We start from the raw sequence: 23,977 nt of genomic DNA on the forward strand, positions 1-23,977 counted from the left end.
TTAAGGATGCGACAGGTAATTCTGACACTCGTCACCCTTGCCCTGCTGGGGGCATCGGCCGCCGCGCTGGTGGTCTTTCTGGGGCTTTACAACGTCTCGGCCAAGGCCGGGCATTGGCCCGGGGTCAGCTGGGTCCTGCACACCACCTTCCGCAACTCGGTCGAGCTGCGTTCGGGCCCGCCCGCCTGGGTGCCGGCCGACCTCGGCCCCGAGCGGGTGGCCCTGGGCGCGCGCCATTTCGACACCGCCTGCCGCATCTGCCACGCCCGACCCGATGAAAAGCGCAGCGCCACGATCCGCAGCATGGTGCCGCGCCCGCCGCATATCTCGACCGTTGCCAAAAAATGGTCGCCCGAAGAGTTGCACTGGATCGTGCGCGAGGGCGCCAAGATGACGGGCATGCCCGCCTGGCCCGCCGCCCGCGATGACGAGGTCTGGGCGCTGGTGGCCTTCCTTGAAGCTTTGCCGGAGATGAGCGGCGAGGAATACGAGGCCCTGCTGGGCCGCGATGCGCCGGAGGCGGATGAAGCGCCGGGGCAGGAGGCGCAGGTTGCAGAAAAGGCACCGGAGGCCGCAGCCCGCCCGTCCGAGGCCGCGGCGTTGCAGGCGGCGGCACCCGGGGCGCCCCCCGCCCAGGCGCTGCCCGTGGCCGCCGGCGGGCCCGAGGGGCTGGCATATTGCGCAACCTGCCACGGGCGCGATGGGCGGTCTGACAATCCTTTCATCCCGCGCCTCGACATCCAGACGCCGGAATACCTGCTGCACGCTCTGGAAACCTACGCCGATGAGAGCCGGGGCAGCGGCTTCATGCTCCAGGCCGTCTCGATGGTTTCTCCCGCTGCGCTGGCCGAATTGGCCGCCCATTACGGTGCCGTCGCCCCCGAGGGCGGCCATGGCGATGGAAAGGGCGGGGAGCCCGAGCGTCGCGATCCGGGCTTTGCCAAGAAGGATGTCGAACCCTCGCTCATGGCCGGGCCCGAGCCGAAGGAAAAGCGGAAGGGCGAGGAGCTGATCGCGCGCGGTCGCGCCCTGGCCGAGGGCCGTGCGGGGGATACGCGGGTGCCGGCATGTACCGCCTGTCATGGCCCCGTGGAAACGGGCCAGGAACCGCCCGCCGAGCTTGAGGCAGACTTTCCCGCGCTGGCCGGTCAGCACCGGACATTCCTGGAAAGCCAGCTGATCCTCTGGCGCAAGTCGCTGCGCGGTGGCGGCAAGGCGGCCGAGCTGATGTGGCAGGCCGCGCGCGATCTGACCGATGCCGACATCTCGGCGCTGTCGGCCTATTTCGCCTCGCTTCCGCCGCAGAAGCTGCCGGTCGCGCGCGGGCCGGGGGTGGTGCCCCGCTGAGGGGCGAGGGCAGGGATCACCGGCTGCCGGCCACGACCTTGTAAAGGGCGGCGCCACCGCTTCGGGCGACGAGGCGCAGGCGCGGATCCTCGGACAGGTCGGGACCCGCGTCCAGCATCAGCAGATGGGTGAACTTGCGCTCCCAGCCCAGCCAGAAAGGTCCTTCGCCGCGCGCGGCGGCGGCCTGCTGGGTGCGGGCATAGCGCTCGGCCTCGAACAGGCGCTGGCTGCTGATGGCATGGGCGGCGGGATGGGCACGGTCACGCCATTCCGGGCGCAGGCGCAGGGCGTGGACCCCCTGGAACAGGGTCGGCACGAAAGCATGCGACAGCGGCACCGCGTAGGCCTGGACATGCCAGAACACGGGCTCGCCTTCCTGTCCCGGGGCGCGCAGGGGCAGCACGCGCGCGCCCGGCGGCACGTGCCCCAGCATCTGGAAAACGGGGATCAGGCGCTGGTTGTACTCGGCCGTAAACCCGTCCATCAGCGCCACGCGCAGCCCCAGGATAAGGGCCGCGACCGTGCCGATGGCGACCCCGGCAAGTAGCCTCACGTCCTGCCAGCGAGTGGCCGCGACGAACATCAGGCAAAACACCACCGGAAAGCGCATGTCCACCGCCGCGACCCCGTTCACCCAGCTGGGCGCCAGCAGCGACAAGGCCGCCATCGCCAGCAGCGGCCCCCGCATCGGCTCGGCGACGGTCAGCCTTGCGCCCGACTTGCGCAGGGCGAAGGGAACGATTGTGACGAAGAAGGCCAGCACCAGAAGCCCCGCCTGGTTCAGGTCGGGGGCCGAACGGGCAAGCCCCGCGTCCCAGAAGGGTGTCAGAAGCGCGCGGAACCGGTCCGCCAGGCTGCCGAAGGTGGTCAGGCTGCCGGCGGGGTTGGGCCCGGCGCGCGTCATCTCGGCCACCAGCGCCGCCAGCGGCAGCATGAAGGGAAGCACCAGCCACAGATGGGATGTCAGATGCCGGGCTTTCGGGCCCGCCGGTGCCTCGGCCAGGCGCTGGATCTCGCGCCCCGCTGCGCCCACCGCCAGCACCGCGAAGGCAAAGAGGTGCAGATAGAGAAGCGCGAAGGCCAGCGGCGTGAAGATCAACGCCCGCGCCCAGGGGCGCCGCCCCTCCGTCACCAGCCAAAGCGAAAAGGCATGAAGCGCGAAGGGAAAACCGATCAGGTAGTTCTGGAACCCCCAGAAGAACGGGGCCGAGTAGACCAGCAGCCCGGAAGCCGCGGACCAGTAGCTCCAGCGTCCCCAGATCACCCGCGACAGCACCGCCGTCGCCGCCACGGCGTTCAGCGCGTAAAGCACCATCGTCATGCGGGAGAAGAAGATCGCGCTGGCCGGGTGCCCAAGGGCGGCCCACAGGATGTCGGCCGCCGCGTTCGGCACGGCGCGGAAGACGTAGTCGTAATAGCGCGCAAGTTCGGTCCCCGGGTTGGCTGCCACGTAAAGCCGGGCGATGTGATTGGGCAGGTCGACCAGCGGCAGGTAGGGATGGGCCAGGATCGGCCAGGCCGCGGCAAGGGCCGCGAGGGCGATCACCAGGATCCGCAGGGCGGCGCCAAGGCGCGATTGGGCGCCCGCATCGCGCAGGCGCGTGTCAGCCGGCACCTCGGCGCGGGCCGCCGTCGGGACCTGGGCCGAGGCGGTCACGGCCCGTCCTCCGGATCCGGGCCTACGATTTCGTCGACGATGAAACGCGGGCGGCGCTTGGTCTCCATGTAGATCTTGCCGACGTATTCGCCGATGATCCCCAGCGCGATCAGCTGGAAGCCCCCCAGCATGAAGACCGCCACCACGATCGAGGCCCAGCCTTCCACAGTGCGTCCCATGGCCCATCCCACGACCGAGTAGAGCACCATCAAGAAGGACATGCCCGCCGCCGCGAGGCCGATCCAGGTGGCGTATCGCAGCGGCCGGATCGAGAAGGAGGTCACCCCGTCGAGCGCCAGCGCCAGCATCTTGCCCAGGGGATACTTGCTTTCGCCCGCGAAACGCTCAGGGCGCTCGTATTCGACAATCTCGGTGTCAAAGCCGATCTGGCGCACGATGCCGCGCAGGAACAGGTTCACCTCGTCATAGCGGCGCAGCGTCTCGATCGCCCGGCGGCTCATCAGCCGGTAGTCGGCGTGATCGGCCACGATATCGACGCCCATGGAGCGCAGGGTCTCGTAATACATCCGGGCCGAGCGGCGCTTGAACGCCGTATCCGCCTGCCGGGAGGAGCGCACGCCGAAGACGATCTCGGCGCCACGTCCATGGGCCTCGATCATGCGGGGGATGGCGGCCGGATCGTCCTGCAGGTCGGCATCCATGCTGATCAGCACGTCCCCCGGGGCCGAGAGGAGGCCGGCCAGAAGTGCCGCCTGGTGCCCGTGGTTGCGCGACAGGCGCACGCCGCGCACCCTCGGGGTCCCGGCCCCCGCCTCGGATGCCGGGGCTTGGGCGGCCTTCTCGATGATCTCCCATGTCGCGTCGGTCGAGCCGTCGTCGACCAGCACCAGCAGCGGCGGGGCGGCGATCAGGCCCTTGGACAGAAGCTCGTCCGATAGATCCCCCAGGCGGCGCAACAGCTCGGGCAGGCCCTCGGCCTCGTTGTAGCAGGGGATGACGAAACTCAACCTGCCGAGGGGCAGGCGGGGGGTGTCAGGGTCGCTCATCGCTTGGTCCTTCCCGCAGGGGACGCGCAAAGACCAGCAGCCTGCCCCCTGCGAACATGGTCACGCTGTAGATCGCCATGCCCGCAAGCTGTGCCGGCACATAGGCCAGGCCCGTCTGCAACAGGCCGGCGGTCACCGCCAGGTTGCTGGCGAAGGCCGCTGCAAAAAGTGCTGCGAACCCCACCGCCGAACCGGCCCAGGGGGCGGGTTCGGCCCCCGGTTCGCGAAAGACCCAAAGGCGGCTGCCCAGGAACGTCAGGACCAATCCGGCGCCGTAGCCCAGGACATTCGCTGCCAGCAGGCCGGCCCCCATCCCAAGCCGCGCCCAGAAGATGACGGCGCCGCCCAGCAGGGTGGCCAATACGCCAACCGTGGCGAAACGCAGGGCCTGTCGCGCGATCTGTCTCATGGTGCCCCCTCGCCCGGGGCGGTGGCGACGCACATGTGCTGTGCCCCCAGCGGGCAGCGGCGCAGCGCCGGGTCCAGCCGCCGCAGTGTGGCCAGGGCGGCCGGGAAGAAGACGTGATACTCGGTGCCCACCGCGACCCAGCCCGCCGCGGCCACGTGGCGGCGCAGGCGCCGGCCCGACAGGAGCCGCGCGTTGGCATCGAAGGGGCAGGTGCGCACGGCACGCACGGTCAGCGGGTTAAGGGGGTTATGCTCGAATATGGCCAGCCGGCCGCCGGGGCGCGTGACGCGGCGCAACTCGTGCAGCCAATGGTCATGCTCTTCCCAGGGGATGTGGTGGAAGACGCAGGCACTGAAAACCAGATCGAAGCTGCCGTCCTCGAAGGGCAGGCGGTTTTCGGTGATCGCCACATGGCGCTCAGGGCCCGGAGACCGCTCCTGCGCCAGCGCGAGGCTGGCGGGGGAGACATCGGCGCAGACCGGGGCATTGTCTGGGAAGTGGCGGCGGAAGCCGGGCAGGGAATTTCCGATGCCGCTGCCGAAATCCAGCATCGCAGGGCAGTCGAGCCCGGCCCCGTCCGCCAAGCGGCGAAGCTGCGCGATCTTGTAGTCGGCGAAATAGGCGGGGTCCTCGCCAGTCAGGCGAATATTGTCCAGGTGCTGCCGATGGTAATCGGCCGCGTAGCTGTCGAATTCAGGATCCTGCATGCCTTTGACGCCCGTGTCGCGCCGGTCTGTGCCGGCTTGTCGCCCCTCGCGGGCAGTGGTCGGACTCTAGGCCTCGCGGGGCGGCTTGCCCAGAATGGGGCAGCCGGCGAAATTTTTTTCACTTCTCGTGACGTAAAACCGCGACAGCGCAGGCTGGCGCCCTATCTCGCCGAAGAACGGGTGAGAGATACATCGGATGACATGCCCGAGGAAAAGCGGCGAGGCAGAAATTCATGGGGTCGATCGAGTTTTACCAGTGTGACTGGGCGATTTTCCGCTGTAAATTTGAGGTGCGGCAGTGGTGTTCCGACGGTTTGAATGTATGAAGACAAAAAAAAAGACACTCCGCACACCCACCCTTGTCACGGAAAGGCGCTAGCTCTGAAATGTCTATCACAAGCTTGGAAGAGGTTTTGAAGATCCTCCGCGAGGACTTTGACGACATCCTGCAACAGTGGCTGGAAACCCAGCGCGAAGAAGGAATTCGTCGACCCGATCTTTTCTCGGACAGCGAAAGCTACCGGCAGGCCAAGAACCTCCTGACCGCCTTCGCCTCTGGCATGACCTCAGCTTCCCAGGAAGGGCGTCCCAATCTGGACGATCCCAGCTGGGCGGACCTGCGCGCCGTGCTGGAAGAGATCACCCATGAGCGTGTCGAGCGCGGCGTTTCCGCCGGCGAGATGGCGACCTTCGTGCTGGCGCTCAAGACGCCGCTTTTCATGCGCCTGCGCAACAATCTCAAGGACAGCCCCGATGCGCTGGTCAGCGAGATCAGCCGTCTGTCGCGCATGATCGACGCCTTTGCCATGCGCACCAACGAGGTGTTCATCGAGGAGCGCGAGCAGATCATCCAGCGCCAGCGCGACGAGATGATGGAGCTTTCGACCCCCGTCGTGCAGCTGTGGGAGCGTATCCTGACGATCCCGCTGATCGGCACGCTGGATTCGGTCCGCGCCCAGGAGGTGATGGAAAACCTGCTGAACTCGATCGTCGAGCACCGCGCCGAGGTCGTGATCGTGGACATCACCGGCGTTCGCGTGGTCGACACGCAGGTCGCGCAACACCTGCTGCGCACTGCCGCCGCCGTCCGCCTGATGGGCGCCGAGTCGATCATCAGCGGCATCAGCCCCAAGATCGCCCAGACCATGGTCGAGCTGGGCGTCGACGTGGGCGAGATCACCACCCGTCCCACCATCCGCGCCGCCCTGGCGCTGGCGATGAACCGCGTTGGCTTCGAGATCCGGGCCAACAAGGAAAGCGCCCGTGACTGACGCCGCCTCCATCTATCACGTCGAGAACGTGTTGTTGGTGGCGATCCGCGATAACATCACGGATACCGACATCATCACCCTGCAGGAAGAGCTGTCCCACAGGATCGTCTCGGACGGCGCGCGCGGGGTGGTGATCGACATCTCGGCTCTCGAGATCGTCGACACTTTCGTCGGTCGCATCCTTGCCCAGCTGTCGTCGATCGCGCGGCTGCTGGCGGCCGAGACCTACATCGTCGGCATGCGCCCGGCCGTGGCAATGACCCTGGTCGAGCTTGGCATGGACCTGTCGGGCAGCCGCACGGCGCTCAGCCTGTCCCACGCCCTGCGCAGCTTGAGGGCCAGCAGGCTGGCATGATCGGGGCGGATGCGTGTCCTGTCCTGACCGTTCCCCTGAGGGACGAGCGTGACATCGCGGCCGCCCGGTCGGCCGTGTCACGCGAACTGGACAAGCGGGGCGCCCGCGCCCTGCGCAAGGTGCGTTTCGTCACCGCCGTCAGCGAGATCGTCCGCAATGCGGTCGATCACGGCGGCGGTGGCGAGATGTCCGTCTTCGTCAAGGAGCGCCCGCTCGAGATCTGGGTCCGCTGCACCGATACCGGGCCGGGGATCGCGGATATCGACGAGGCATTGCAGGACGGGTTCTCGACCGCCCGGAGTATGGGCAAGGGGCTGGGCGGCGCGAAGCGGCTGGTGGACTCGTTCGAAATCACAAGCCGCGTCGGCGGCGGAACCACCGTGGAGATATCAGCCGCCCTATGAAGCAGTCCGTAGAGATCTCAGAAAGAAGCGGCGTCGCGGAAGCACGCCGCATGGCACAGAGATATGCCTCGGACCTTTCCCTCGGCGCCGAGCGCGAGGATCGTCTGGCCATCGTCGTGACCGAAATGGCGACCAACCTGCTGCGCCATGCCGCCGGCGGCCGGATCCTGCTTCAGGAAATCCCCGTTCAGCGCGCGGGCGCCGCGGCTGAGGGCGCGCGCCGGTTGATGGTTGCGGCGGTCGACACGGGCCCCGGCATTCCCGACATCGGCCGCGCGCTTCAGGACGGCTATTCCACCCTTGCACCCGGCATCGGCGGGTCGGGCGGCGTCGGTCTTGGGGCCATGCAGCGGCTGGCCGACACGTTCGACATTCATTCCGAACCGGGCGGGGGCACGGTCGTCTGCTGTTCCTTCGGGGCCGCCAACCCACAGCTTGCGGGCGTGGACCTTGCGGGGTTCCGCATGAACTACCCCGGCGAGATCGAGTGTGGCGACAACTGGACGGCGCGGGTCCGCGACGGGGTGGTCGAGATCCTGGTCATCGACGGGCTGGGCCACGGCCCCCGCGCGGCCGCCGCCGCCGAGGAGACGCTGAAGGCGTTTGCCCTGCGTCGCGACAAGGACCTTGTCACACTGATGGAGAACCTGTCGGAAGACGTGCGCGCCACCCGCGGCAGCGTGGCCGGGCTGCTGCAGATCGAGGCCGCGAACAACCGGGCCTATTACGGCGGGATCGGCAACATCACCGCGATGGTGGCGGCGCCGGGCAGCGCGACACGACGGCTTATCTCGCGCGACGGGCGGCTGGGCGGTCCGGCCCGAAGTCTTCAGACCGAGGAACTGGACCTGCGCCCGGGCGATACGCTGATCCTGCACTCCGATGGTATAGCGACCCTGCGCGGGATTGACCGGATGACCGGGTTGCTGCGACATTCGCCGGGGTTGATCGCGGCGTCCCTCATGCGCGACCATAACCGGGGCCGCGACGACGCCTGTGTCGTTGTCGCCCGGATCGCGCGGCCGGAGGTGTAACCATGCGGATCGCGACGCTTCGGATAACCGACGACAAGGACATCGTCCGCCTGCGGCAGGTGGGACAGTCCGTTGCCAAGGCCCTGGGCTTCGAGACATTCGCACAAACCCGGATCGTCACCGCGCTGATGGAACTTGCGCGCAACACGTTGCAGCACGGGGGCGGGGGTCAGATGATCCTGTCTCTCGCAGGGCGCAACGGCCTCGTCACGCTGATGGTGCAGGCCGTGGACCAGGGCCCGGGGATCAAGGACCTCAAGACCTTGCTGCACGGAGAAGGGGCGATTGCCAGCGCCGGGCCCGGCCTGGGGCTTGGCCTGCGCGGCGTGCACCGCATCGCCGATGTCTTCGACGCCGAGACCGGCCCCGCCGGCACCCGGATCGAGGTCGGCTTCCTGACCGCGCTCGCCGCCGCCAAGCTGAGCGAGGCCGCCCGCCGGGTTACCGACGACGTCGTCAGCCTGGAACGCGCGGATCCGGCCGCCATGCTGGCCCAGCAGAACCGCGAGCTGATGCAGGCCCTGGCCGAGCGGGACCTGATGATGGCCGAGATCCATCACCGCACCCGCAACAACCTGGCGCTGGTCAACGGGCTGATCCGCCTCAGCCGCGCCTCGGCCCAGTCCTCGGAAACGCGCGAGGCGCTGGCCGACCTGGAGAACCGCATCCACGCGATCATGAAGGTTCACGAACAGCTGCAACGGCGCGACGCCGGCGACACGCTGGAGGTGCTGCCGCTTCTGCGCGACGTGTCGGACCACGCGACGGCGGCCTTCAGCATGCCCGGCCGCACGGTGCGGGTCAGCGTGGACGGCGACGCCGCCGTGCTCAGCAGCTCGGCCGCGATCGACGTGGCGCTGGTGGTGGGCGAACTGATCACCAACGCCCTGAAACATGCCTTCAGCGGCCGCGAGTCCGGGCGCATCACCATCGAGGTTTCAGCCCGCGACACGGGCCTCAAGCTGATCGTGGCCGACGATGGCCACGGCCTGCCCGACGGCATGGAAAAGCCCGAACGCTCGGCCTCGCTGGGCTGGCGGATGATCCGCTCCACCACCCAGAAATACGGCGGCACCATCGACGTCCGCTCGGAAAGCGGGCTGGTGGTCGAGCTGGTTCTGAACTCGATCAATCCGGTCGAGGAAGGCGCCTCGGACGGGTCCGAGGGCGGGGTGGGCGCCGGTTCCGGAGCAGGTGCCGGGGCAGGGGCCGGGGCTGGCCGCTGAGCCGCGCCGGCCTTGCGGGATTTCCGCCTGCGGCGCGAGTTGCGCTGCGTTTGTCCGACTCATCGCGCCGGGCGCCCTTGTTCCGGGCCGGGCGGCGCTTTACATGGGCAATATGAAACGTTTCGTGCCCTTTTTGAAGGCGGACCCCGTGGTCGCCGTCGTGCGCTTGTCGGGGGTCATCTCTACCGGGCGCGCGGGGCTGAACGACGCGGTCATCGCGCCGGTCCTGGAAAAGGCGTTCCGGCGCGGCAAGCCCGCGGCGGTGGCGCTGGTCATCAATTCGCCCGGCGGCTCGCCGGCGCAATCCTCCCTCATTGCCGCCCGCATCCGGCGCCTGTCGGAAGAGCATGACGTGCCCGTCCACGCCTTTGTCGAGGATGTCGCCGCATCGGGCGGCTACTGGCTGGCGTGCTCGGCGGGCAACATCGTCGTCGATCCCAACTCGATCACCGGCTCCATCGGCGTGATCTCGGCCTCATTCGGCTTTGACAAGCTGCTGGACCGTTTCGGGGTGGAGCGGCGGGTCCACACGGTGGGCGGCGCCAAGAGCTTCATGGACCCCTTCCAGCCCGAGAAGACCGAGGATGTGGAGCGCCTCAAGCAGCTCCAGGAAGCCATCCACGAGAATTTCGTGGCACAGGTCCGCGCCCGCCGCGGCGACCGGCTGAACCCCGAGGTCAAGATGTTCGGCGGCGAGATCTTCGTCGGCCGCAACGCGGTCGAGGCCGGGCTTGCCGACGAGGTGGGCCACCTGGTCCCGACCATGCGCAAGCTGTTCGGCGACAAGGTCCGGTTCCGCCGCTATGGCATCCGCCGCAACCCGTTGGCTTTCCTTGGGGCCTCGCTGGCCCGGGGCGCTGTCGGCAGCGCGCTGGAAAGCGCCGAGGCGCGGGACCTGTGGTCCCGCTACGGGCTCTGACATGATTTTCAAGATCGTATCGCTTTTCCTGATCTTCATGGCTGTGCTGGCAATGTTCGGCAAATGGCGGGTGCCGGGCGCCGACACGCTGCGCCGGATCGGCGGCGGGCTGGGCAACCGGCTGGGCGGCAAGACCCCCAAGGCCTGCGACCACTGCGGGCGCTACCAGATCGGCAAGGGTCCCTGTGACTGCCGCAAGACAAAGGACGTCTGATGGATTTCCTGTTGGCCCTGCTGGGGCTTGCCATTCTTCTTCTGGCCGGCGACGCGCTGGTGCGCGGGGCGGTCAACCTGTCGCTGCGCATTGGTGTGCCGGCGCTGGTCGTCTCTTTGACCATCGTGGCCTTCGGCACCTCGGCGCCCGAGCTTCTGATCTCGATTCAGGCGGTGCTGGACCATGCGCCCGGCATTGCGCTGGGCAATGTCGTCGGCTCCAATATCGCCAACGTGCTGCTTGTCCTGGGCATCCCTGCGATACTGTCGCGGCTGCACACCAGCGGCTGCGAGACGAAGAAGGACTTCGTCTTCATGCTGGCCGCCACCGCGCTTTTCATGGTGCTGGCCTACTTCGCGCCGCTGGCCTGGCCGCACGGGTTGATCCTGCTGGCGATGCTGGGCGTCTTCCTCTACCGGGCTTTCGCCAAGGCGCGGGCGCACCGGGCCGAGGGGGATTGCGCCGGCGCCGACGACGAGGAGCTGGACCTCGACGGGCTGGACCCCGAGATGCCCGGCTGGCGCATCGGAATGTTCCTTGTCGCGGGCCTGATCGGTCTGCCGCTGGGCGCCGATATCCTGATCGACGCGGCCAGCAACATCGCCCGCAGCTTCGGCATGTCCGAGTCGGTGATCGGCCTGACACTGGTGGCCTTCGGCACCTCGATGCCCGAACTGGCGACAACGGTGATGGCGGCCCTGCGCCGGCAGGCGGACGTGGCCCTGGGCAACGTGATCGGATCGAACATCTTCAACCTGCTGGCCATCCTGGGTATCGCCACGCTGGTGGGGCCGATCCCCGTCGACGATGAGATCCTGAATTTCGACATCTGGGTGATGCTGGCCTCGTCGCTGGTGCTGATCCCCTTCGTCTTCTGGGGACGCGACATCGGGCGCAGCTGGGGCATTGGCTTGACGGGCCTTTATATTGCCTATGTTCTCGTGCTGCTGAACTGACCGGGGCGCGCGCCCCGGCGAACATCCGGGAGCCTACATGAAAAACGCACTTGTCACCGGGGCGGGGAAGCGGCTGGGCCGCGCCATGGCGCTGAGCCTGGCCGAACAGGGCCTCAACGTCGCGGTGCATTACGCGGGCTCGAAGGACGGGGCCGAGGAGACGGTCGCCGCCATCCGCGCCATGGGACGCCGCGCGGTGACGCTTCAGGCCGACCTGTTGGAGGAGGAAGCCGCGCAGGCCCTGGTCGGGCGGGCGGCCGAGGCGCTGGACGCGCCCCTCGACGTGCTGGTCAACAACGCCTCGATCTTTGAATACGACACGCTGGCCAGCGCCACGCGCGAAAGCTGGGACCGGCACCTCGGCTCGAACCTGCGGGCGCCCTTCGTGCTGATGCAGCGCTTCGCGGAACAGGCGCCTCAGGCCGCCACCGACGAGAATGGCGAGGCGCGCGCGCAGGCCTGCGTCATCAACATGCTGGACCAGCGGGTGCGCAACCTCGGCCCCGAGTTCATGACCTACACCCTGGCCAAATCCGCCCTCTGGACCCTGACGCGGACGGCGGCGCAGGCACTCGCCCCCCACATCCGTGTCAACGCGATCGGCCCCGGACCCACCCTGCGCGGGGAGCGCCAATCGCAGGACCATTTCGACCGCCAGCGGGCGGCGACCATCCTGCGGCGGGGCTCCAACCCGCAGGACGTGACCGCCGCCATGACCTACCTGCTGCATGCGCCCGGGGTAACCGGGCAGCTTCTGTGCACCGACGGTGGTCAACACCTGGGCTGGGAAACACCGGACGTGCTGGGTGTGGAAATCCCGCTCTGGGAAGGCTGAATTCTCCTTTGCGACCTTGACTTGTCCACTCGTCACGCCGGGCTGAAGGGTCTGTAACGATTCTGTTAGGGTTTACAGGTGGTTGATGCTAGGCAAAAGAAAATATCAATAATAACAACACCTTATTTCGATGCCTAAAAAATAGGCAAATCAGGGAAGCGCCCAGTAATTAATAGAAATTTATCTCTCACCCAAAGTTATCTCCAAGGTTGTCCACAAATTCCGTGGACTAGTTTGTCATTGCTCCGGCCGTCATTAGATTGCAGCCGGACGGGGAATCAGGAGGGCCGAGGATGATCGACGACGACGGACAGGAACGGGAGCAGCGGCCGCGCGGTCATCGCTGCGTCCAGTCCTATCTGCGGTCGCTGGACTCCTCCCCGGGCGTCTACCGGATGCTCGATTCCGAAAGCCGGGTCCTCTACGTCGGCAAGGCGCGAAACCTCAAGGCGCGTGTCTCGAACTATGCCCGGCCCAGCGGCCACAGCGCCCGCATCTCGCGGATGATCCGCGAAACCGCCAGCATGATGTTCCTGACCACCCGGACCGAGACCGAGGCCCTGCTGCTGGAGCAGAACCTCATCAAGCAGCTCAAGCCGCGCTACAACGTCCTGCTGCGCGACGACAAGTCCTTCCCGAATATCCTCGTCGCCAAGGATCACCCCTATCCGCAGATCCGCAAGCATCGGGGTGCGCGCAAGGACAAGGGCGCCTATTACGGCCCCTTCGCCAGCGCCGGCGCGGTCAACCGCACGCTGAACCAGCTTCAGCGGGTCTTCCTGCTGCGCAACTGCACCGACAGCGTCTTCAACAGCCGCACGCGGCCCTGCCTGCTTTACCAGATCAAGCGGTGCTGCGCGCCCTGCGTCGACTACGTGACCGAGGACGAATATTCCGCTCTGGTCCAGGACGCGGAGAATTTCCTTTCGGGTCGCTCGACCACGATCCAGACGACCCTGGCGCGCGAGATGGAAGAGGCTTCGGCCGCCATGGAGTTCGAGCGCGCGGCCGCCCTGCGCGACCGTATCCGGGCCCTGACCCAGGTGCAGCAGGCCCAAGGGATCAACCCCCGTGGCGTGGCCGAGGCCGATGTCATCGCCCTGCACATGGAAGGGGGGCAGGCCTGTGTGCAGGTCTTCTTCATCCGGGCCAACCAGAACTGGGGCAACCACGACTATTTCCCCAAGGTGGGTGCCGACATGGACAGCGCCGAGGTGCTCCAGGCCTTCGTCGGTCAGTTCTACGACACCAAGACACCGCCCCGGCTGATCCTACTGAGCCACCCGATCGAGGATGGCGACCTGATGGCCGATGCCCTCTCGCAGAAGGCCGAGCGCAAGGTCGAGCTGGCGGTGCCGCAGCGGGGCGAGAAGGCCGAGCTGATCGAGAACGCCGCCCGCAACGCCCGCGAAAGCCTGGCCCGCCGCATGGCCGAGACCGCGACCCAGGGCCGCCTTCTGACCGGCCTGTCCGAGGCGCTGGGCATCGAGGGCAAGCTGGAGCGGATCGAGGTCTACGACAACTCGCACATCCAGGGAACGGATGCGGTCGGTGCCATGATCGTGGCGGGGCCCGAGGGCTTCATGAAAAACCAGTACCGCAAGTTCAACATCCGCGACGAGAGCCTGACCCCGGGCGACGATTTCGGGATGATGAAAGAGGTGCTGACCCGCCGCTTCAAGCGCCTGCTGAAAGAGGATCCGGACCGCCGGGGCGGCAACTGGCCCGACCTTCTGATCATCGACGGCGGCGCGGGGCAGGTCAGCGCCGTGGCGGGCATCATGGCGGATCTTGGGGTGTCTGACATCCCGATGGTGGGGGTCGCCAAGGGCGTCGATCGCGACGCCGGCAAGGAAGAGTTCCACCGCCTCGGCCAGCGGCCCTTCGCGCTGCGCCACAACGATCCCGTGCTCTATTTCGTGCAGCGTATGCGCGACGAGGCGCACCGCTTTGCCATTGGCACGCATCGCGCCAAGCGGGCCAAGTCCAGCATGAAGAACCCGCTGGACGAGATCCCCGGCGTCGGCGCCACGCGCAAACGCGCCCTGCTGGCCCATTTCGGCAGCGCCAAGGCGGTCAGCCGTGCCGGGCTTGCCGACCTCAAGGCGGTCGACGGCATCTCTGGTGCGCTGGCCGAAACCGTTTATGACTTCTTCCATGAGCGCGGCTAAGGCGATAGGAAGACCGAATGAACTGGAACCTGCCCAACATCCTGACCGTGCTTCGGCTGCTTGCGGCCCCCGGCGTCGCGCTGATGTTCCTGTATTTCGACCGGCCGCTTGCCGACTGGTTCGCGCTGGCGCTTTTTCTGGGGGCGGCTGTCACCGACTGGTTCGACGGCTACCTTGCCCGCGCCTGGAAACAGGAATCGCGGTTCGGTGCCATGCTGGACCCGATCGCCGACAAGGTGATGGTGGTGACGGCGCTGGTGGTGATCGTGGGCAATTCCGGCATGAACCCCTGGCTGATCCTGCCGGTCACGGTGATCCTGTTCCGCGAGGTTTTCGTCAGCGGTCTGCGCGAGTTTCTGGGCGCCCAGGCGGGCCTTCTTAAGGTGACGAACCTGGCCAAGTGGAAGACCACCGCGCAGATGATCGCCATTGCCGTTCTATTCCTTGGCACCGGGCTGGAGCAGCTGCACCTCGAGGGGTATTATGAGGCCAGCCCCGAGGAGTACCGCACAGCCATCGAGCAGGGGCCGCGCGACTGGAACCCGCTTTGGCTGACGATGGAGGGGGGATGGTACGCGGGCCTGGCGGGGATCGCCCTGATCTGGCTTGCCGCCGTGCTGACCGCGCTGACCGGCTGGGATTATTTCCGCAAGGCGCTGCCCTTCCTGCGCGAGGAGAGATGAGATGATCGATGTGATGTATTTCGCCTGGGTGCGCGAGCGGATCGGCCTGCCCCGCGAAACGGTCGAGACCACCGCCACCACCGTCGCCGAACTGGTCGAGGAGCTGAAGGCCCGCGAAGAGCGCTACGCAATGGCGTTTTCCGACATCTCGGCCCTGCGCGTCGCCGTCGACCAGGAGCTGACCGATTTCGACGCCCCGCTGGCCCGTGCCCGGGAGGTCGCTTTCTTCCCGCCGATGACAGGGGGCTGAGCCATGGACATCCGCGTCCAGGAGGGTCCCTTCGCCCAGGGGGAGGAGCTTGACGCCTTTGCCAAGGGCCGGCCCGACGTGGGCGCGGTCGTCAGCTTCACGGGCCTCGTGCGCGACCTGGCCCCCGATCCCATGAAGCACATGGAGATCGAGCATTACCCCGGCATGACCGAACGCGCGATCACCACCATCGCCGAAGAGGCACAGCAGCGCTGGTCGCTGGCCGACGTACTGGTGATCCACCGCTATGGCCGGCTGCGGCCCGGCGACACGATCATGATGGTCGCCACCGCCTCGCGCCACCGGGCCGATGCGTTTGCCGCGGCCGAATTCCTGATGGACTACCTCAAATCTCGCGCCCCCTTCTGGAAGAAGGAAGTGACCGGTGACGATGCCGAATGGGTCGCTGCTAAGGACGAGGACGAGGCCGCGCTGGATCGCTGGACCCCTCGCGACTGAACCACGGAGCCTGACGCATCCGATGACCGATTTCGTCGCCAGCCTCGGCGCGCTCAGCCGGGGGCGGGGCGCTCAGCCGGGGGGCGGGGCGTAGGCCGCAAAGACCTCGGCGCCGGTCAGTGTTCTGGTCTTCTCGGACAGGGCGTAGTGGTCCGGTTTACTGTCGATGAAGAACTGCACGGTCAGAGCAAGATCCGAGGTATCGTCCAGCAGCCCGGCCGCGATCTTGTATTCGTCGCTGCCAAGGATGTGGTAAAACACGTTCGAGCCGCATGTCCCGCAAAACCCGCGTTCCGCCCAGTCTGAAGATCGGAACCGAACGATGCGGTCCTGACCCTCGAACACCGCGTTGTCGAACGGGACGCTGAAAAACGGCCCCGAGGCCCAGCGGCGGCACATCTTGCAATGACAGGCAGAGACCTCGGGCCGGGTCAGGGTGCCGCGTATCGTGACGGCTCCGCACAGGCATCTTGCGGTTCGCGTTTCCGGCGTGGTCATCGGATGGTCTTTCTTGGGCGGCGCTGCGTTCGGCCTAGCCTATCACAGTTTACATTACCTCCCCATACACCGACCCCCCGCACACTCCGATCCCCCGAACACCAGACGGCGCACGGGGGGCTTTGCTTTGACGGAACCGGTCGCGTTAAGCGTGGATCGCGCCGTCGCCGCAGGCAAGTGCCGCCTCGCGCACCGCCTCGGAATAGGTGGGGTGGGCATGGCAGGTCATCGCCAGATCCTGGGCCGAGGCGCCGAATTCCATCGCCACGCAGATCTCGTGGATCAGATCGCCCGCCATGGGGCCGATGATATGGGCGCCCAGGATCCGGTCGCTTTCTTTGTCGGCGAGGATCTTGACGAACCCGTCGCCGGCAAAGTTGGCCTTGGCACGACCGTTGCCCATGAAGGAGAACTTGCCGACCTTGTAGTCACGGCCCGCGGCCTTAAGCTGTTCCTCGGTCTCGCCGACGCTGGACAGCTCGGGGTGGGTGTAGACCACGGCGGGGATGACGCCGTAGTTGACGTGCCCGTGCTTGCCGGCCAGCACCTCGGCGACGGCCATGCCCTCGTCCTCGGCCTTGTGGGCCAGCATGGGGCCTTCGATCGCGTCGCCGATGGCGTGGATGCCCTTGACGTTGGTTTGCCACTCGGCGCCGGTACGGATCTGGCCGCGCTCGGTCATCTCGACGCCCAGGGCCTCAAGCCCCAGCCCGTCGGTGAAGGGCTTGCGCCCCGTGGCGACCAGCACGACATCGGTCTTCAGCGTTTCGTCCTTGTCGCTGCCCTTGGCGCGCCAGGTGACGGTCGCGTTGGACTTGCCCGGCGCGACCTTCTGGACGGCGGCGCCCAGCACGAATTTCAGCCCCTGCTTGGTCAGCGTCTTCTGGAAGGCGCGGGCCAGCTCGAGGTCCATGCCGGGGGTGATGCCGTCCAGGTATTCCAGGACCGTCACCTCGGCCCCGAGCCGCGCGTAGACCGAACCGAGCTCAAGCCCGATCACGCCCGCACCGATCACGGCCATGGTCTTCGGCACCTTCGGCAATTCCAGCGCGCCGGTCGAGGTGACGACCGTCTTTTCGTCCACCGTCACGCCGGGGATGGTCGATACCTGCGAACCCGAGGCGATGACGATGTGCTTTGCCTCGTGCACCTCGTCGCCCACCTGGACCTTGCCGGCGCCGGGAATGCTTGCCCAGCCCTTGATCCAGTCGACCTTGTTCTTCTTGAACAGGAACTCGATGCCCTTGGTGTTGGTGTCGATGGTCTCCTGCTTGTAGGCGAGCATCTGCTTCCAATCGACCGAGGGTGTTTTGCCCTTCAGGCCCATCTTGGCGAAGTTGTGCTCGGCCTCGTGCAGCTGGTGGCTGGCGTGCAGCAGGGCCTTCGAGGGGATGCAGCCCACGTTCAGGCAGGTGCCGCCCAAGGTCTCGCGCCCCTCGACGCAGGCGGTCTTCAGGCCCAGCTGGGCGCAGCGGATGGCGCAGACATAGCCGCCGGGGCCGCTGCCGATTACGATGACGTCATAGCTGGACATGAATATCCTCCTTCAGAAAGGGTGTTGCCGGGCGGCGACGCGGGGCGTCGGGGCCGGCTGCATGGGATGGGGGGCACGGGCGGTCATGGCACCAGCGCCCCGAGAAGGGCGGCCAGCAGCATGGCCATGGTGGCCAGGAAACCCGCGAACCAGATCAGGCTGCGCCCCGGGCGCCAACCGAAGGCATAGGCGGGCACGTAAAGCACCCGCGCCCCGAGGTAGAACCAGGCGCAGAGGGCGGTGAACGCGGTCGACTGATCCGAGAACAGGACAACCACCGTGGCGCCGGTGTGCAGCACCAGCGCCTCGAAATGGTTGGTCAGGGCCCGGTGGAGCCGCCCGGCCAGCGGCGACATCTCGCGCGAGGGGGGGCGGTCCCGGGCCGACATGGTGTAGCCGGGGCCAAGGTCGCGATTGGCAAAGACGGCCATCGCGGCGAACTGCGCGACCTGCAACAGCAGCGCCAGCGCCAAGACAAGAAGCTCGGCGCTCATGCCCGGCCCCCGGCGTGGACAGAGAGGCTCAGATCGCCAGCAGATACAGCCAGGCGGTCGCCAGCAGTCCCACCATCCAGACGGCGGTGCGCAACCACGGGATCCCGGCCAAGTAGACCGGCAGGTAGATCAGCCGCGCGATCAGGAAGACCTGAGCCGCCAGCAGGCTGGCGGGGCCGGTCGCCCCGTTGATGTGCAGGACCAGGATGGCCGGCGCGAACAGCGCCATCGCCACGACCGAGTTGCCAAGCGCCCGTTCGGCCCGGCCGGCGGTGCCCGGAAGCTCGCGCTGTTCGTCGCGCGGAGAGGCAAGATAGGGCAGCCCCACCTGCGGCAGGGCCAGAAGCACCTGTATCAGGATGGTGGCGATCACCAGCAGCCCGTAAAGCATGAGGATCGACAGTTCGCTCGTCATCGGAATATTCCTTGAGAAACCTCACTGATATCCGAACCCTAGCACATTTTCGCAAATTGCGCCCCTTGGGCGCCGACGGGGACGTGGAACCCGTGTCCGCTGGGTAACGCCCTTGGCAAAGGCGCAATTGCGCGCCTGGCGTATCGACAGAAATCCAAAAGAGGCGCTCCATTCCGCCATTAACTTTCATTAATGGAGATTGAGATGCGTATTCTGATGACGGGTTTGACACTTTTGATCGGTTCCTATGGTGCGCCGGCACTGGCTGCCGTGGCACCGATTGGGTCCTTTGTCTCGGCCGGCCCGGTGTATCACGGCGGAGGGCTGAACCGCGAAGGCTGTCACAACGACCGCAAGCGCGGCACCTACCATTGCCATCGCAAGCCCGGGACGACGCGCCGCTAGGGGCCCCGTCCCGGATCCGCGTTATCAGAGGTCCATCAGCAGGCGGCGCGGATCCTCCAGCGCCTCCTTGACGCGGACCAGGAAGGTGACCGCGCCCTTGCCGTCCACGATCCGGTGATCGTAGCTGAGGGCAAGATACATCATCGGCCGGATCACCACCTGGCCGCCCAGGGCAACAGGGCGGTCCTGGATCTTGTGCATGCCCAGGATGCCCGATTGCGGCGGGTTCAGGATCGGCGAGGACATGAGCGAGCCGTAGACGCCGCCGTTCGAGATGGTGAAGCTGCCGCCCTGCATCTCGGCCATGCTGAGCTTGCCGTCGCGGGCGCGCACGCCCAGCTCGGCGATCTTCTTCTCGATCGCGGCAAAGGACATCTGGTCGGCATTGCGCACCACCGGCACCACAAGGCCATTGGGCGTGCCCACGGCCACGCCCATGTGGACGTAGTTCTTGTAGATGACCTCGTTGCCGTCGATCTCGGCGTTGACGTCGGGCACCTCGGCCAGGGCGTGCACGCAGGCCTTCACGAAGAAGGACATGAAGCCCAGCTTCACGCCGTGCTTTTTCAGGAACAGGTCCTTGTACTCGTTGCGCAGCTCCATGACCGAGGTCATGTCCACCTCGTTGTAGGTGGTGAGCATGGCGGCGGTGTTCTGGCTGTCCTTGAGGCGCCGGGCAATGGTCTGGCGCAGGCGGGTCATCTTGACCCGCTCCTCGCGGGCGCTGTCCTCGGCCGCGACGGGGGCACGGGGCGCCTGGGGCGCCGGCGCCGGGGCAGAGGCGGCGGGCGCGGGCTTCCGCGCCCCTTCCGAGACGGCGCGCTGCACGTCTTCCTTCATGATGCGGCCGTCGCGGCCGCTGCCCTGGACCTGCTCGGGACTCAGCCCGTGCTCGGCCATCAGCTTGCGGGCGCTGGGCGCATCCTCGACGTCGCCGCGGGCGGTGGCGTCGTTGCTGGCCGTACCCGTGGGCTGGGCGGCGGGGGCAGGGGCGGTCTGGCCGGCGGTCGATGCCGCCGCGGCCGCGCCATCGGCGCCGGTCAGGATCGCCAGCTTGCCGCCGGCTTCGACGGTGCTGCCCTCGGCGGCCAGGATCTCGGACAGGATGCCAGCGGCGGGCGCCGGCACCTCGACCGAGACCTTGTCGGTCTCAAGCTCGCACAGCATCTCGTCCTGGGCGACCTGGTCGCCGGGCTTCTTGAACCAGGACGACACGGTCGCCTCGGTCACGCTTTCCCCCAGGGTGGGCACCATCACGTCGATCGAGCCGCCCGCGCCGCCCGATGGGGCGGGCGCTGCATCGGCCTTGGCCTTGGGGGCGCTGTCGGCGGGCTTTTCCGCCGCGGCCGGGGCCGGGGACGCACCCTTCTCGCCGCTCTCGGCGATGGCGGCCAGCAGGGCGTCCACCCCGACGGTGTCGCCTTCGGCGGCGACGATTTCGGTCAGTACGCCGGCTGCGGGCGAGGGAACCTCGACCGTCACCTTGTCGGTCTCGAGCTCGCACAGCATCTCGTCGACGGCGACGCTGTCACCCTTCTTCTTGAACCAGGTGGCCACGGTGGCCTCGGTGACGCTTTCGCCCAGGGTGGGGACGCGGACTTCTGTGGACATGTGTACTTACCCTTCGATGGTCAGCGCTTCGTCGACGAGCGCTTCCTGTTGTGCCTTGTGCTGACTGGCCAGGCCGGTTGCGGGCGAGGCCGAGGCGTTGCGCCCGACATAGACCGGCCGTTGCAGGCGGGCCTTGATGCGGGTCAGCACCCATTCGATGTTCGGTTCGATGAAGGTCCATGCGCCCTGGTTCTTGGGCTCTTCCTGGCACCAGACCATCTCGGCATCCTTGAACCGCTCCAACTCCTTGACCAGCGACAGGGCCGGGAAGGGGTAGAACTGTTCGATCCGCAGCAGGTAGACGTCGTCGATACCGCGTGCGTCGCGCTCTTCCAGCAGGTCGTAGTAGACCTTGCCCGAACACATCACCACGCGGCGGATCTTGTCGTCGCCGACCAGCTTGGTTTCGGAATTGCCCTGCTGGGCATCGTCCCACAGCACCCGGTGGAAGGAGGAGCCGGTGACGAAATCCTCCTTGCGCGACACAGCCAGCTTGTGGCGCAGCAGCGACTTGGGGGTCATCAGCACCAGAGGCTTGCGGAACGACCGGTGCAGCTGACGGCGCAGGATGTGGAAATAGTTGGCCGGCGTGGTGCAGTTGGCGACGATCCAGTTGTCTTCGGCCGACATCTGCAGGAAACGCTCCAGCCGGGCCGAGCTGTGCTCGGGGCCCTGACCCTCGAAGCCGTGGGGCAGCAGCATCACCAGGCCCGACATGCGCAGCCACTTGCGCTCGCCCGAACTGATGAACTGGTCGAACATGATCTGTGCGCCGTTGGCGAAATCGCCGAACTGGGCTTCCCAACCGACCAGAGCGTTGGGCTCGGCCAGCGAGTAGCCGTATTCGAAGCCCAGCACCGCGTATTCCGACAGCATCGAGTCGATGACCTCGAACCGGGCCTGACCCGCACGGATGTTGTCGAGCGGGTAGTAACGCTCCTCGGTCTTCTGATCGACAAGGGCCGAGTGGCGCTGTGAGAAGGTGCCGCGCGTGCTGTCCTGGCCGGACAGGCGAACCGGGTAGCCTTCCAGCATCAGCGAGCCGAAGGCCATCGCCTCGCCGGTGGCCCAGTCAAAGCCCTCACCGGTTTCGAACATGCGCGCCTTGGTCTCGAGCAGACGCTCGACCGTGCGGTGCAGTTCGAACCCGTCGGGGGCGGTGGTCAGGGCCGTGGCCAGAGCATCGTAGACCTCGGGTTTGATGGCGGTCTTGCCGCGCTGATACTTCTTGCCCTTGGGATCGAGATGCGACCAGCGCCCGTCCAGCCAGTCAGCCTTGTTGGGGCGATAATCCTTGCCGGCCTCGAACTCGGTGTTGAGGGTCGACTGGAAGGCGGCCTTCATGTCCTCGATCTCGCCCTCGGGGATCAGGCCGTCGCGAACCAGCGTCTCGGTATAAAGCTGCAGCGTCGTCTTGTGTCGCTTGATGCGCTTGTACATGACGGGGTTGGTGAACATCGGTTCATCCCCCTCGTTATGTCCGAAGCGGCGGTAGCAGATGATGTCGATCACCACGTCCTTGCAGAACTTCTGCCGGAACTCGGTCGCGACCTTGGCGGCGTGGACCACGGCCTCGGGGTCGTCGCCGTTGACGTGGAAAATGGGGGCCTCGACCATCAGCGCGATGTCGGTCGGGTAGGGGGACGAGCGGCTGAAATGCGGCGCGGTGGTGAAACCGATCTGGTTGTTGACCACGATATGCATGGTGCCGCCCGTGCGGTGGCCCTTCAGGCCCGACAGGCCGAAACATTCGGCAACCACGCCTTGACCCGCGAAGGCCGCGTCGCCGTGCAGCAGCAGCGGCAGCACCCGGCGGCGGTCGGCGTCGTTGATCTGGTTCTGCTTGGCGCGTGCCTTACCCAGCACGACGGGGTTGGCGGCCTCAAGGTGGCTGGGGTTGGCGGTCAGCGACAGGTGCACGGTGTTGCCGTCGAACTCGCGGTCCGAGCTGGCGCCGAGGTGATATTTCACGTCGCCCGATCCGTCGACATCGTCGGGCTTGAAGCTGCCGCCCTGAAATTCGTTGAAGATGGCGCGGTAGGGCTTGCCCATCACGTTGGCCAGCACCGACAGGCGGCCCCGGTGGGGCATGCCGATGACGATCTCTTCGACGCCCAGGGCACCGCCGCGCTTGATGACCTGTTCCATCGCGGGGATCAGCGCCTCGCCACCGTCCAGACCGAAACGCTTGGTGCCCATGTATTTGACGTGCAGGAACTTCTCGAAGCCCTCGGCCTCGACCAGCTTGTTGAGGATCGCGCGCCGTCCCTCGCGGGTGAAGCGGATCTCCTTGTTGAAGCCCTCGATCCGCTCTTTCAGCCACGAGGACTGTTCGGGGTCCGAGATGTGCATGAACTGCAGCGCGAAGGTGCCGCAGTAGGTGCGCTTCACGATCGCAAGGATCTCGCGCATCGATGCGACTTCCAGCCCCAGCACGTTGTCGATGAAGATCGGCCGGTCCATGTCGGCCTCGGTGAAGCCGTAGGAGCGGGGATCAAGCTCGGGGTGGGGGGTCTGGTCGCGCATGCCCAGCGGATCAAGATCGGCGACCAGGTGGCCCCGGATCCGGTAGGCGCGGATGATCATGATGGCACGGACCGAGTCGAGCACCGCGCGGCGCACGGCCTCGTCGCTGACCGAGACGCCGGCGGCCTGCGCCTTGGCGCGGATCTTCTCGCCCGCGTGCTTCTGCTCTTCGCCGGCCCATTGGCCGTCGAGGGCGTGCGTCAGCTCGTCATCGGGTTGGGGCGGCCAGTCGCGGCGCGCCCAGGAGGGGCCGGCGGCCTCACGCTTGGCGTCCACCTCGGTGTCGCCCATCTGGCGGAAGAACTGCTGCCAGGCCTCGTCGACCGCGTTCGGGTCCTCGGCGTAGCGGGCGTGAAGCTGTTCGATATACTCGGCGTTGTGGCCTTGGAGAAAGCTCGAGGCGTGGAACGCGTCATTGTTGCTCTGATCGGTCATGCGATGCCCCTGTCAGGCGAATTTGGATCCCGGCCCCGCGCGCGGCGGGACCCTCTCGGTGTAAACATGGGTCTGGGAGCGAAATAAACGAATTTTGCGTGGTTTCCCTCTGTCGGGCGGAAAATAGCGCGTTATGTGATCACAGCTTGTGAAAG

General features: G+C 66.9%; 25 protein-coding genes. 15 read left to right on the forward strand and 10 right to left on the reverse strand.

Going from position 1 to position 23,977, the window contains the following annotated elements; all coding sequences use genetic code 11:
* The first annotated feature begins 6 nt into the window (after positions 1 to 6).
* Positions 7 to 1,347, forward strand: coding sequence for a c-type cytochrome (locus CLV77_RS14135; RefSeq protein ID WP_076980203.1), 1,341 nt, complete (start codon positions 7 to 9; stop codon positions 1,345 to 1,347).
* Positions 1,348 to 1,363: 16 nt separating this feature from the next.
* On the opposite strand, the gene CLV77_RS14140 is transcribed toward CLV77_RS14135, so the two are convergent.
* From CLV77_RS14140 to CLV77_RS14155, 4 genes are read right to left on the reverse strand one after another with little or no spacing between them, the layout of a single operon-like run.
* Entirely contained in the window at positions 1,364 to 3,004 is a 1,641-nt protein-coding gene (locus CLV77_RS14140; RefSeq protein WP_076980204.1) for a hypothetical protein, read from the reverse strand.
* Positions 3,001 to 4,011: a glycosyltransferase family 2 protein gene (locus CLV77_RS14145; RefSeq protein WP_076980205.1), complete on the reverse strand. Its 1,011-nt coding sequence runs from the start codon at positions 4,009 to 4,011 to the stop codon at positions 3,001 to 3,003. The genes CLV77_RS14140 and CLV77_RS14145 overlap by 4 nt, the downstream gene beginning before the upstream one ends.
* Complete coding sequence (locus tag CLV77_RS14150) at positions 3,998 to 4,420, reverse strand: GtrA family protein (RefSeq protein WP_076980206.1); 423 nt, start codon at positions 4,418 to 4,420, stop codon at positions 3,998 to 4,000. The genes CLV77_RS14145 and CLV77_RS14150 overlap by 14 nt, the downstream gene beginning before the upstream one ends.
* Positions 4,417 to 5,127: a class I SAM-dependent methyltransferase gene (locus CLV77_RS14155; protein ID WP_076980207.1), complete on the reverse strand. Its 711-nt coding sequence runs from the start codon at positions 5,125 to 5,127 to the stop codon at positions 4,417 to 4,419. The genes CLV77_RS14150 and CLV77_RS14155 overlap by 4 nt, the downstream gene beginning before the upstream one ends.
* Before the next feature lie 386 nt (positions 5,128 to 5,513).
* Between CLV77_RS14155 and CLV77_RS14160 the strand changes: the two genes are divergently transcribed.
* The 13 genes from CLV77_RS14160 (at position 5,514) to CLV77_RS14220 (ending at position 15,904) form a co-directional block, all read left to right on the forward strand.
* On the forward strand, positions 5,514 to 6,398 hold the full coding sequence (locus tag CLV77_RS14160) for an STAS domain-containing protein (RefSeq protein ID WP_076980208.1): 885 nt from the start codon (positions 5,514 to 5,516) through the stop codon (positions 6,396 to 6,398).
* Positions 6,391 to 6,753: an STAS domain-containing protein gene (locus tag CLV77_RS14165; protein WP_076980209.1), complete on the forward strand. Its 363-nt coding sequence runs from the start codon at positions 6,391 to 6,393 to the stop codon at positions 6,751 to 6,753. Before CLV77_RS14160 ends, CLV77_RS14165 begins: the two co-directional genes overlap by 8 nt.
* Positions 6,750 to 7,157 carry an ATP-binding protein gene (locus tag CLV77_RS14170; RefSeq protein WP_076980210.1) on the forward strand — a complete coding sequence of 136 codons (408 nt, stop codon included), beginning with the start codon at positions 6,750 to 6,752 and terminating at the stop codon, positions 7,155 to 7,157. The genes CLV77_RS14165 and CLV77_RS14170 overlap by 4 nt, the downstream gene beginning before the upstream one ends.
* Entirely contained in the window at positions 7,154 to 8,191 is a 1,038-nt protein-coding gene (locus CLV77_RS14175; RefSeq protein WP_076980211.1) for an ATP-binding protein, read from the forward strand. Before CLV77_RS14170 ends, CLV77_RS14175 begins: the two co-directional genes overlap by 4 nt.
* 2 nt (positions 8,192 to 8,193) lie before the next feature.
* Positions 8,194 to 9,417 (forward strand): sensor histidine kinase, encoded by a 1,224-nt coding sequence (locus tag CLV77_RS14180; protein ID WP_076980212.1) that lies wholly within the window; start codon positions 8,194 to 8,196, stop codon positions 9,415 to 9,417.
* A gap of 112 nt (positions 9,418 to 9,529) precedes the next feature.
* Positions 9,530 to 10,336 (forward strand): S49 family peptidase, encoded by an 807-nt coding sequence (locus tag CLV77_RS14185; protein ID WP_076981128.1) that lies wholly within the window; start codon positions 9,530 to 9,532, stop codon positions 10,334 to 10,336.
* Position 10,337: 1 nt separating this feature from the next.
* Positions 10,338 to 10,550, forward strand: coding sequence for a hypothetical protein (locus CLV77_RS14190; protein WP_076980213.1), 213 nt, complete (start codon positions 10,338 to 10,340; stop codon positions 10,548 to 10,550).
* Positions 10,550 to 11,506 carry a calcium/sodium antiporter gene (locus CLV77_RS14195; protein WP_076980214.1) on the forward strand — a complete coding sequence of 319 codons (957 nt, stop codon included), beginning with the start codon at positions 10,550 to 10,552 and terminating at the stop codon, positions 11,504 to 11,506. The genes CLV77_RS14190 and CLV77_RS14195 overlap by 1 nt, the downstream gene beginning before the upstream one ends.
* A gap of 37 nt (positions 11,507 to 11,543) precedes the next feature.
* Positions 11,544 to 12,341: an SDR family oxidoreductase gene (locus CLV77_RS14200; protein WP_076980215.1), complete on the forward strand. Its 798-nt coding sequence runs from the start codon at positions 11,544 to 11,546 to the stop codon at positions 12,339 to 12,341.
* 293 nt (positions 12,342 to 12,634) lie between these two features.
* Positions 12,635 to 14,512, forward strand: coding sequence for an excinuclease ABC subunit UvrC (gene uvrC, locus CLV77_RS14205; protein ID WP_076980216.1), 1,878 nt, complete (start codon positions 12,635 to 12,637; stop codon positions 14,510 to 14,512).
* Positions 14,513 to 14,529: 17 nt separating this feature from the next.
* A complete protein-coding gene (pgsA, locus tag CLV77_RS14210) occupies positions 14,530 to 15,195 on the forward strand; it encodes a CDP-diacylglycerol--glycerol-3-phosphate 3-phosphatidyltransferase (RefSeq protein ID WP_076980217.1) in 666 nt (221 codons plus the stop codon).
* Between the two features lies 1 nt (position 15,196).
* A complete protein-coding gene (gene moaD / locus CLV77_RS14215; RefSeq protein WP_083707799.1) occupies positions 15,197 to 15,445 on the forward strand; it encodes a molybdopterin converting factor subunit 1 in 249 nt (82 codons plus the stop codon).
* A 3-nt stretch (positions 15,446 to 15,448) separates the two neighbouring features.
* Complete coding sequence (locus CLV77_RS14220) at positions 15,449 to 15,904, forward strand: molybdenum cofactor biosynthesis protein MoaE (RefSeq protein WP_076980218.1); 456 nt, start codon at positions 15,449 to 15,451, stop codon at positions 15,902 to 15,904.
* Positions 15,905 to 15,976: 72 nt separating this feature from the next.
* Here the strand turns inward: CLV77_RS14220 and CLV77_RS14225 are convergent, their stop codons facing one another.
* The 4 genes from CLV77_RS14225 to CLV77_RS14240 form a co-directional block, all read right to left on the reverse strand.
* Entirely contained in the window at positions 15,977 to 16,402 is a 426-nt protein-coding gene (locus CLV77_RS14225) for a GFA family protein (protein WP_076980219.1), read from the reverse strand.
* Positions 16,403 to 16,547: 145 nt separating this feature from the next.
* On the reverse strand, positions 16,548 to 17,936 hold the full coding sequence (gene lpdA, locus CLV77_RS14230; RefSeq protein ID WP_076980220.1) for a dihydrolipoyl dehydrogenase: 1,389 nt from the start codon (positions 17,934 to 17,936) through the stop codon (positions 16,548 to 16,550).
* Between the two features lie 83 nt (positions 17,937 to 18,019).
* A complete protein-coding gene (locus CLV77_RS14235; protein ID WP_076980221.1) occupies positions 18,020 to 18,430 on the reverse strand; it encodes an MAPEG family protein in 411 nt (136 codons plus the stop codon).
* Between the two features lie 28 nt (positions 18,431 to 18,458).
* Complete coding sequence (locus CLV77_RS14240; protein WP_076980222.1) at positions 18,459 to 18,845, reverse strand: MAPEG family protein; 387 nt, start codon at positions 18,843 to 18,845, stop codon at positions 18,459 to 18,461.
* A gap of 204 nt (positions 18,846 to 19,049) precedes the next feature.
* Here CLV77_RS14240 and CLV77_RS16430 point away from each other — a divergent pair, with 204 nt between their 5' ends.
* On the forward strand, positions 19,050 to 19,250 hold the full coding sequence (locus CLV77_RS16430) for a YHYH domain-containing protein (RefSeq protein ID WP_197685741.1): 201 nt from the start codon (positions 19,050 to 19,052) through the stop codon (positions 19,248 to 19,250).
* A 24-nt stretch (positions 19,251 to 19,274) separates the two neighbouring features.
* Here the strand turns inward: CLV77_RS16430 and odhB are convergent, their stop codons facing one another.
* Both odhB and CLV77_RS14255 read right to left on the reverse strand, forming a co-directional pair.
* Positions 19,275 to 20,861 (reverse strand): 2-oxoglutarate dehydrogenase complex dihydrolipoyllysine-residue succinyltransferase, encoded by a 1,587-nt coding sequence (gene odhB / locus CLV77_RS14250; RefSeq protein WP_076980224.1) that lies wholly within the window; start codon positions 20,859 to 20,861, stop codon positions 19,275 to 19,277.
* Between the two features lie 6 nt (positions 20,862 to 20,867).
* On the reverse strand, positions 20,868 to 23,822 hold the full coding sequence (locus CLV77_RS14255; protein WP_076980225.1) for a 2-oxoglutarate dehydrogenase E1 component: 2,955 nt from the start codon (positions 23,820 to 23,822) through the stop codon (positions 20,868 to 20,870).
* Positions 23,823 to 23,977 lie beyond the last annotated feature (155 nt).

The sequence above is a fragment of the Brevirhabdus pacifica genome, assembly GCF_002797755.1.
Lineage (GTDB): Bacteria > Pseudomonadota > Alphaproteobacteria > Rhodobacterales > Rhodobacteraceae > Brevirhabdus > Brevirhabdus pacifica.

Bases quoted from the DNA above. Each gene is read 5' to 3' on its own strand.
- CLV77_RS14135 (WP_076980203.1), top strand. From the start codon at position 7: ATGCGACAGGTAATTCTGACACTCGTCACCCTTGCCCTGCTGGGGGCA.
- CLV77_RS14145 (WP_076980205.1), bottom strand. From the start codon at position 4,011: ATGAGCGACCCTGACACCCCCCGCCTGCCCCTCGGCAGGTTGAGTTTC.
- CLV77_RS14150 (WP_076980206.1), bottom strand. From the start codon at position 4,420: ATGAGACAGATCGCGCGACAGGCCCTGCGTTTCGCCACGGTTGGCGTA.
- CLV77_RS14155 (WP_076980207.1), bottom strand. From the start codon at position 5,127: ATGCAGGATCCTGAATTCGACAGCTACGCGGCCGATTACCATCGGCAG.
- CLV77_RS14160 (WP_076980208.1), top strand. From the start codon at position 5,514: ATGTCTATCACAAGCTTGGAAGAGGTTTTGAAGATCCTCCGCGAGGAC.
- CLV77_RS14170 (WP_076980210.1), top strand. From the start codon at position 6,750: ATGATCGGGGCGGATGCGTGTCCTGTCCTGACCGTTCCCCTGAGGGAC.
- CLV77_RS14175 (WP_076980211.1), top strand. From the start codon at position 7,154: ATGAAGCAGTCCGTAGAGATCTCAGAAAGAAGCGGCGTCGCGGAAGCA.
- CLV77_RS14180 (WP_076980212.1), top strand. From the start codon at position 8,194: ATGCGGATCGCGACGCTTCGGATAACCGACGACAAGGACATCGTCCGC.
- CLV77_RS14185 (WP_076981128.1), top strand. From the start codon at position 9,530: ATGAAACGTTTCGTGCCCTTTTTGAAGGCGGACCCCGTGGTCGCCGTC.
- CLV77_RS14190 (WP_076980213.1), top strand. From the start codon at position 10,338: ATGATTTTCAAGATCGTATCGCTTTTCCTGATCTTCATGGCTGTGCTG.
- CLV77_RS14195 (WP_076980214.1), top strand. From the start codon at position 10,550: ATGGATTTCCTGTTGGCCCTGCTGGGGCTTGCCATTCTTCTTCTGGCC.
- CLV77_RS14200 (WP_076980215.1), top strand. From the start codon at position 11,544: ATGAAAAACGCACTTGTCACCGGGGCGGGGAAGCGGCTGGGCCGCGCC.
- uvrC (WP_076980216.1), top strand. From the start codon at position 12,635: ATGATCGACGACGACGGACAGGAACGGGAGCAGCGGCCGCGCGGTCAT.
- pgsA (WP_076980217.1), top strand. From the start codon at position 14,530: ATGAACTGGAACCTGCCCAACATCCTGACCGTGCTTCGGCTGCTTGCG.
- moaD (WP_083707799.1), top strand. From the start codon at position 15,197: ATGATCGATGTGATGTATTTCGCCTGGGTGCGCGAGCGGATCGGCCTG.
- CLV77_RS14220 (WP_076980218.1), top strand. From the start codon at position 15,449: ATGGACATCCGCGTCCAGGAGGGTCCCTTCGCCCAGGGGGAGGAGCTT.
- CLV77_RS14225 (WP_076980219.1), bottom strand. From the start codon at position 16,402: ATGACCACGCCGGAAACGCGAACCGCAAGATGCCTGTGCGGAGCCGTC.
- lpdA (WP_076980220.1), bottom strand. From the start codon at position 17,936: ATGTCCAGCTATGACGTCATCGTAATCGGCAGCGGCCCCGGCGGCTAT.
- CLV77_RS14235 (WP_076980221.1), bottom strand. From the start codon at position 18,430: ATGAGCGCCGAGCTTCTTGTCTTGGCGCTGGCGCTGCTGTTGCAGGTC.
- CLV77_RS14240 (WP_076980222.1), bottom strand. From the start codon at position 18,845: ATGACGAGCGAACTGTCGATCCTCATGCTTTACGGGCTGCTGGTGATC.
- CLV77_RS16430 (WP_197685741.1), top strand. From the start codon at position 19,050: ATGCGTATTCTGATGACGGGTTTGACACTTTTGATCGGTTCCTATGGT.
- odhB (WP_076980224.1), bottom strand. From the start codon at position 20,861: ATGTCCACAGAAGTCCGCGTCCCCACCCTGGGCGAAAGCGTCACCGAG.
- CLV77_RS14255 (WP_076980225.1), bottom strand. From the start codon at position 23,822: ATGACCGATCAGAGCAACAATGACGCGTTCCACGCCTCGAGCTTTCTC.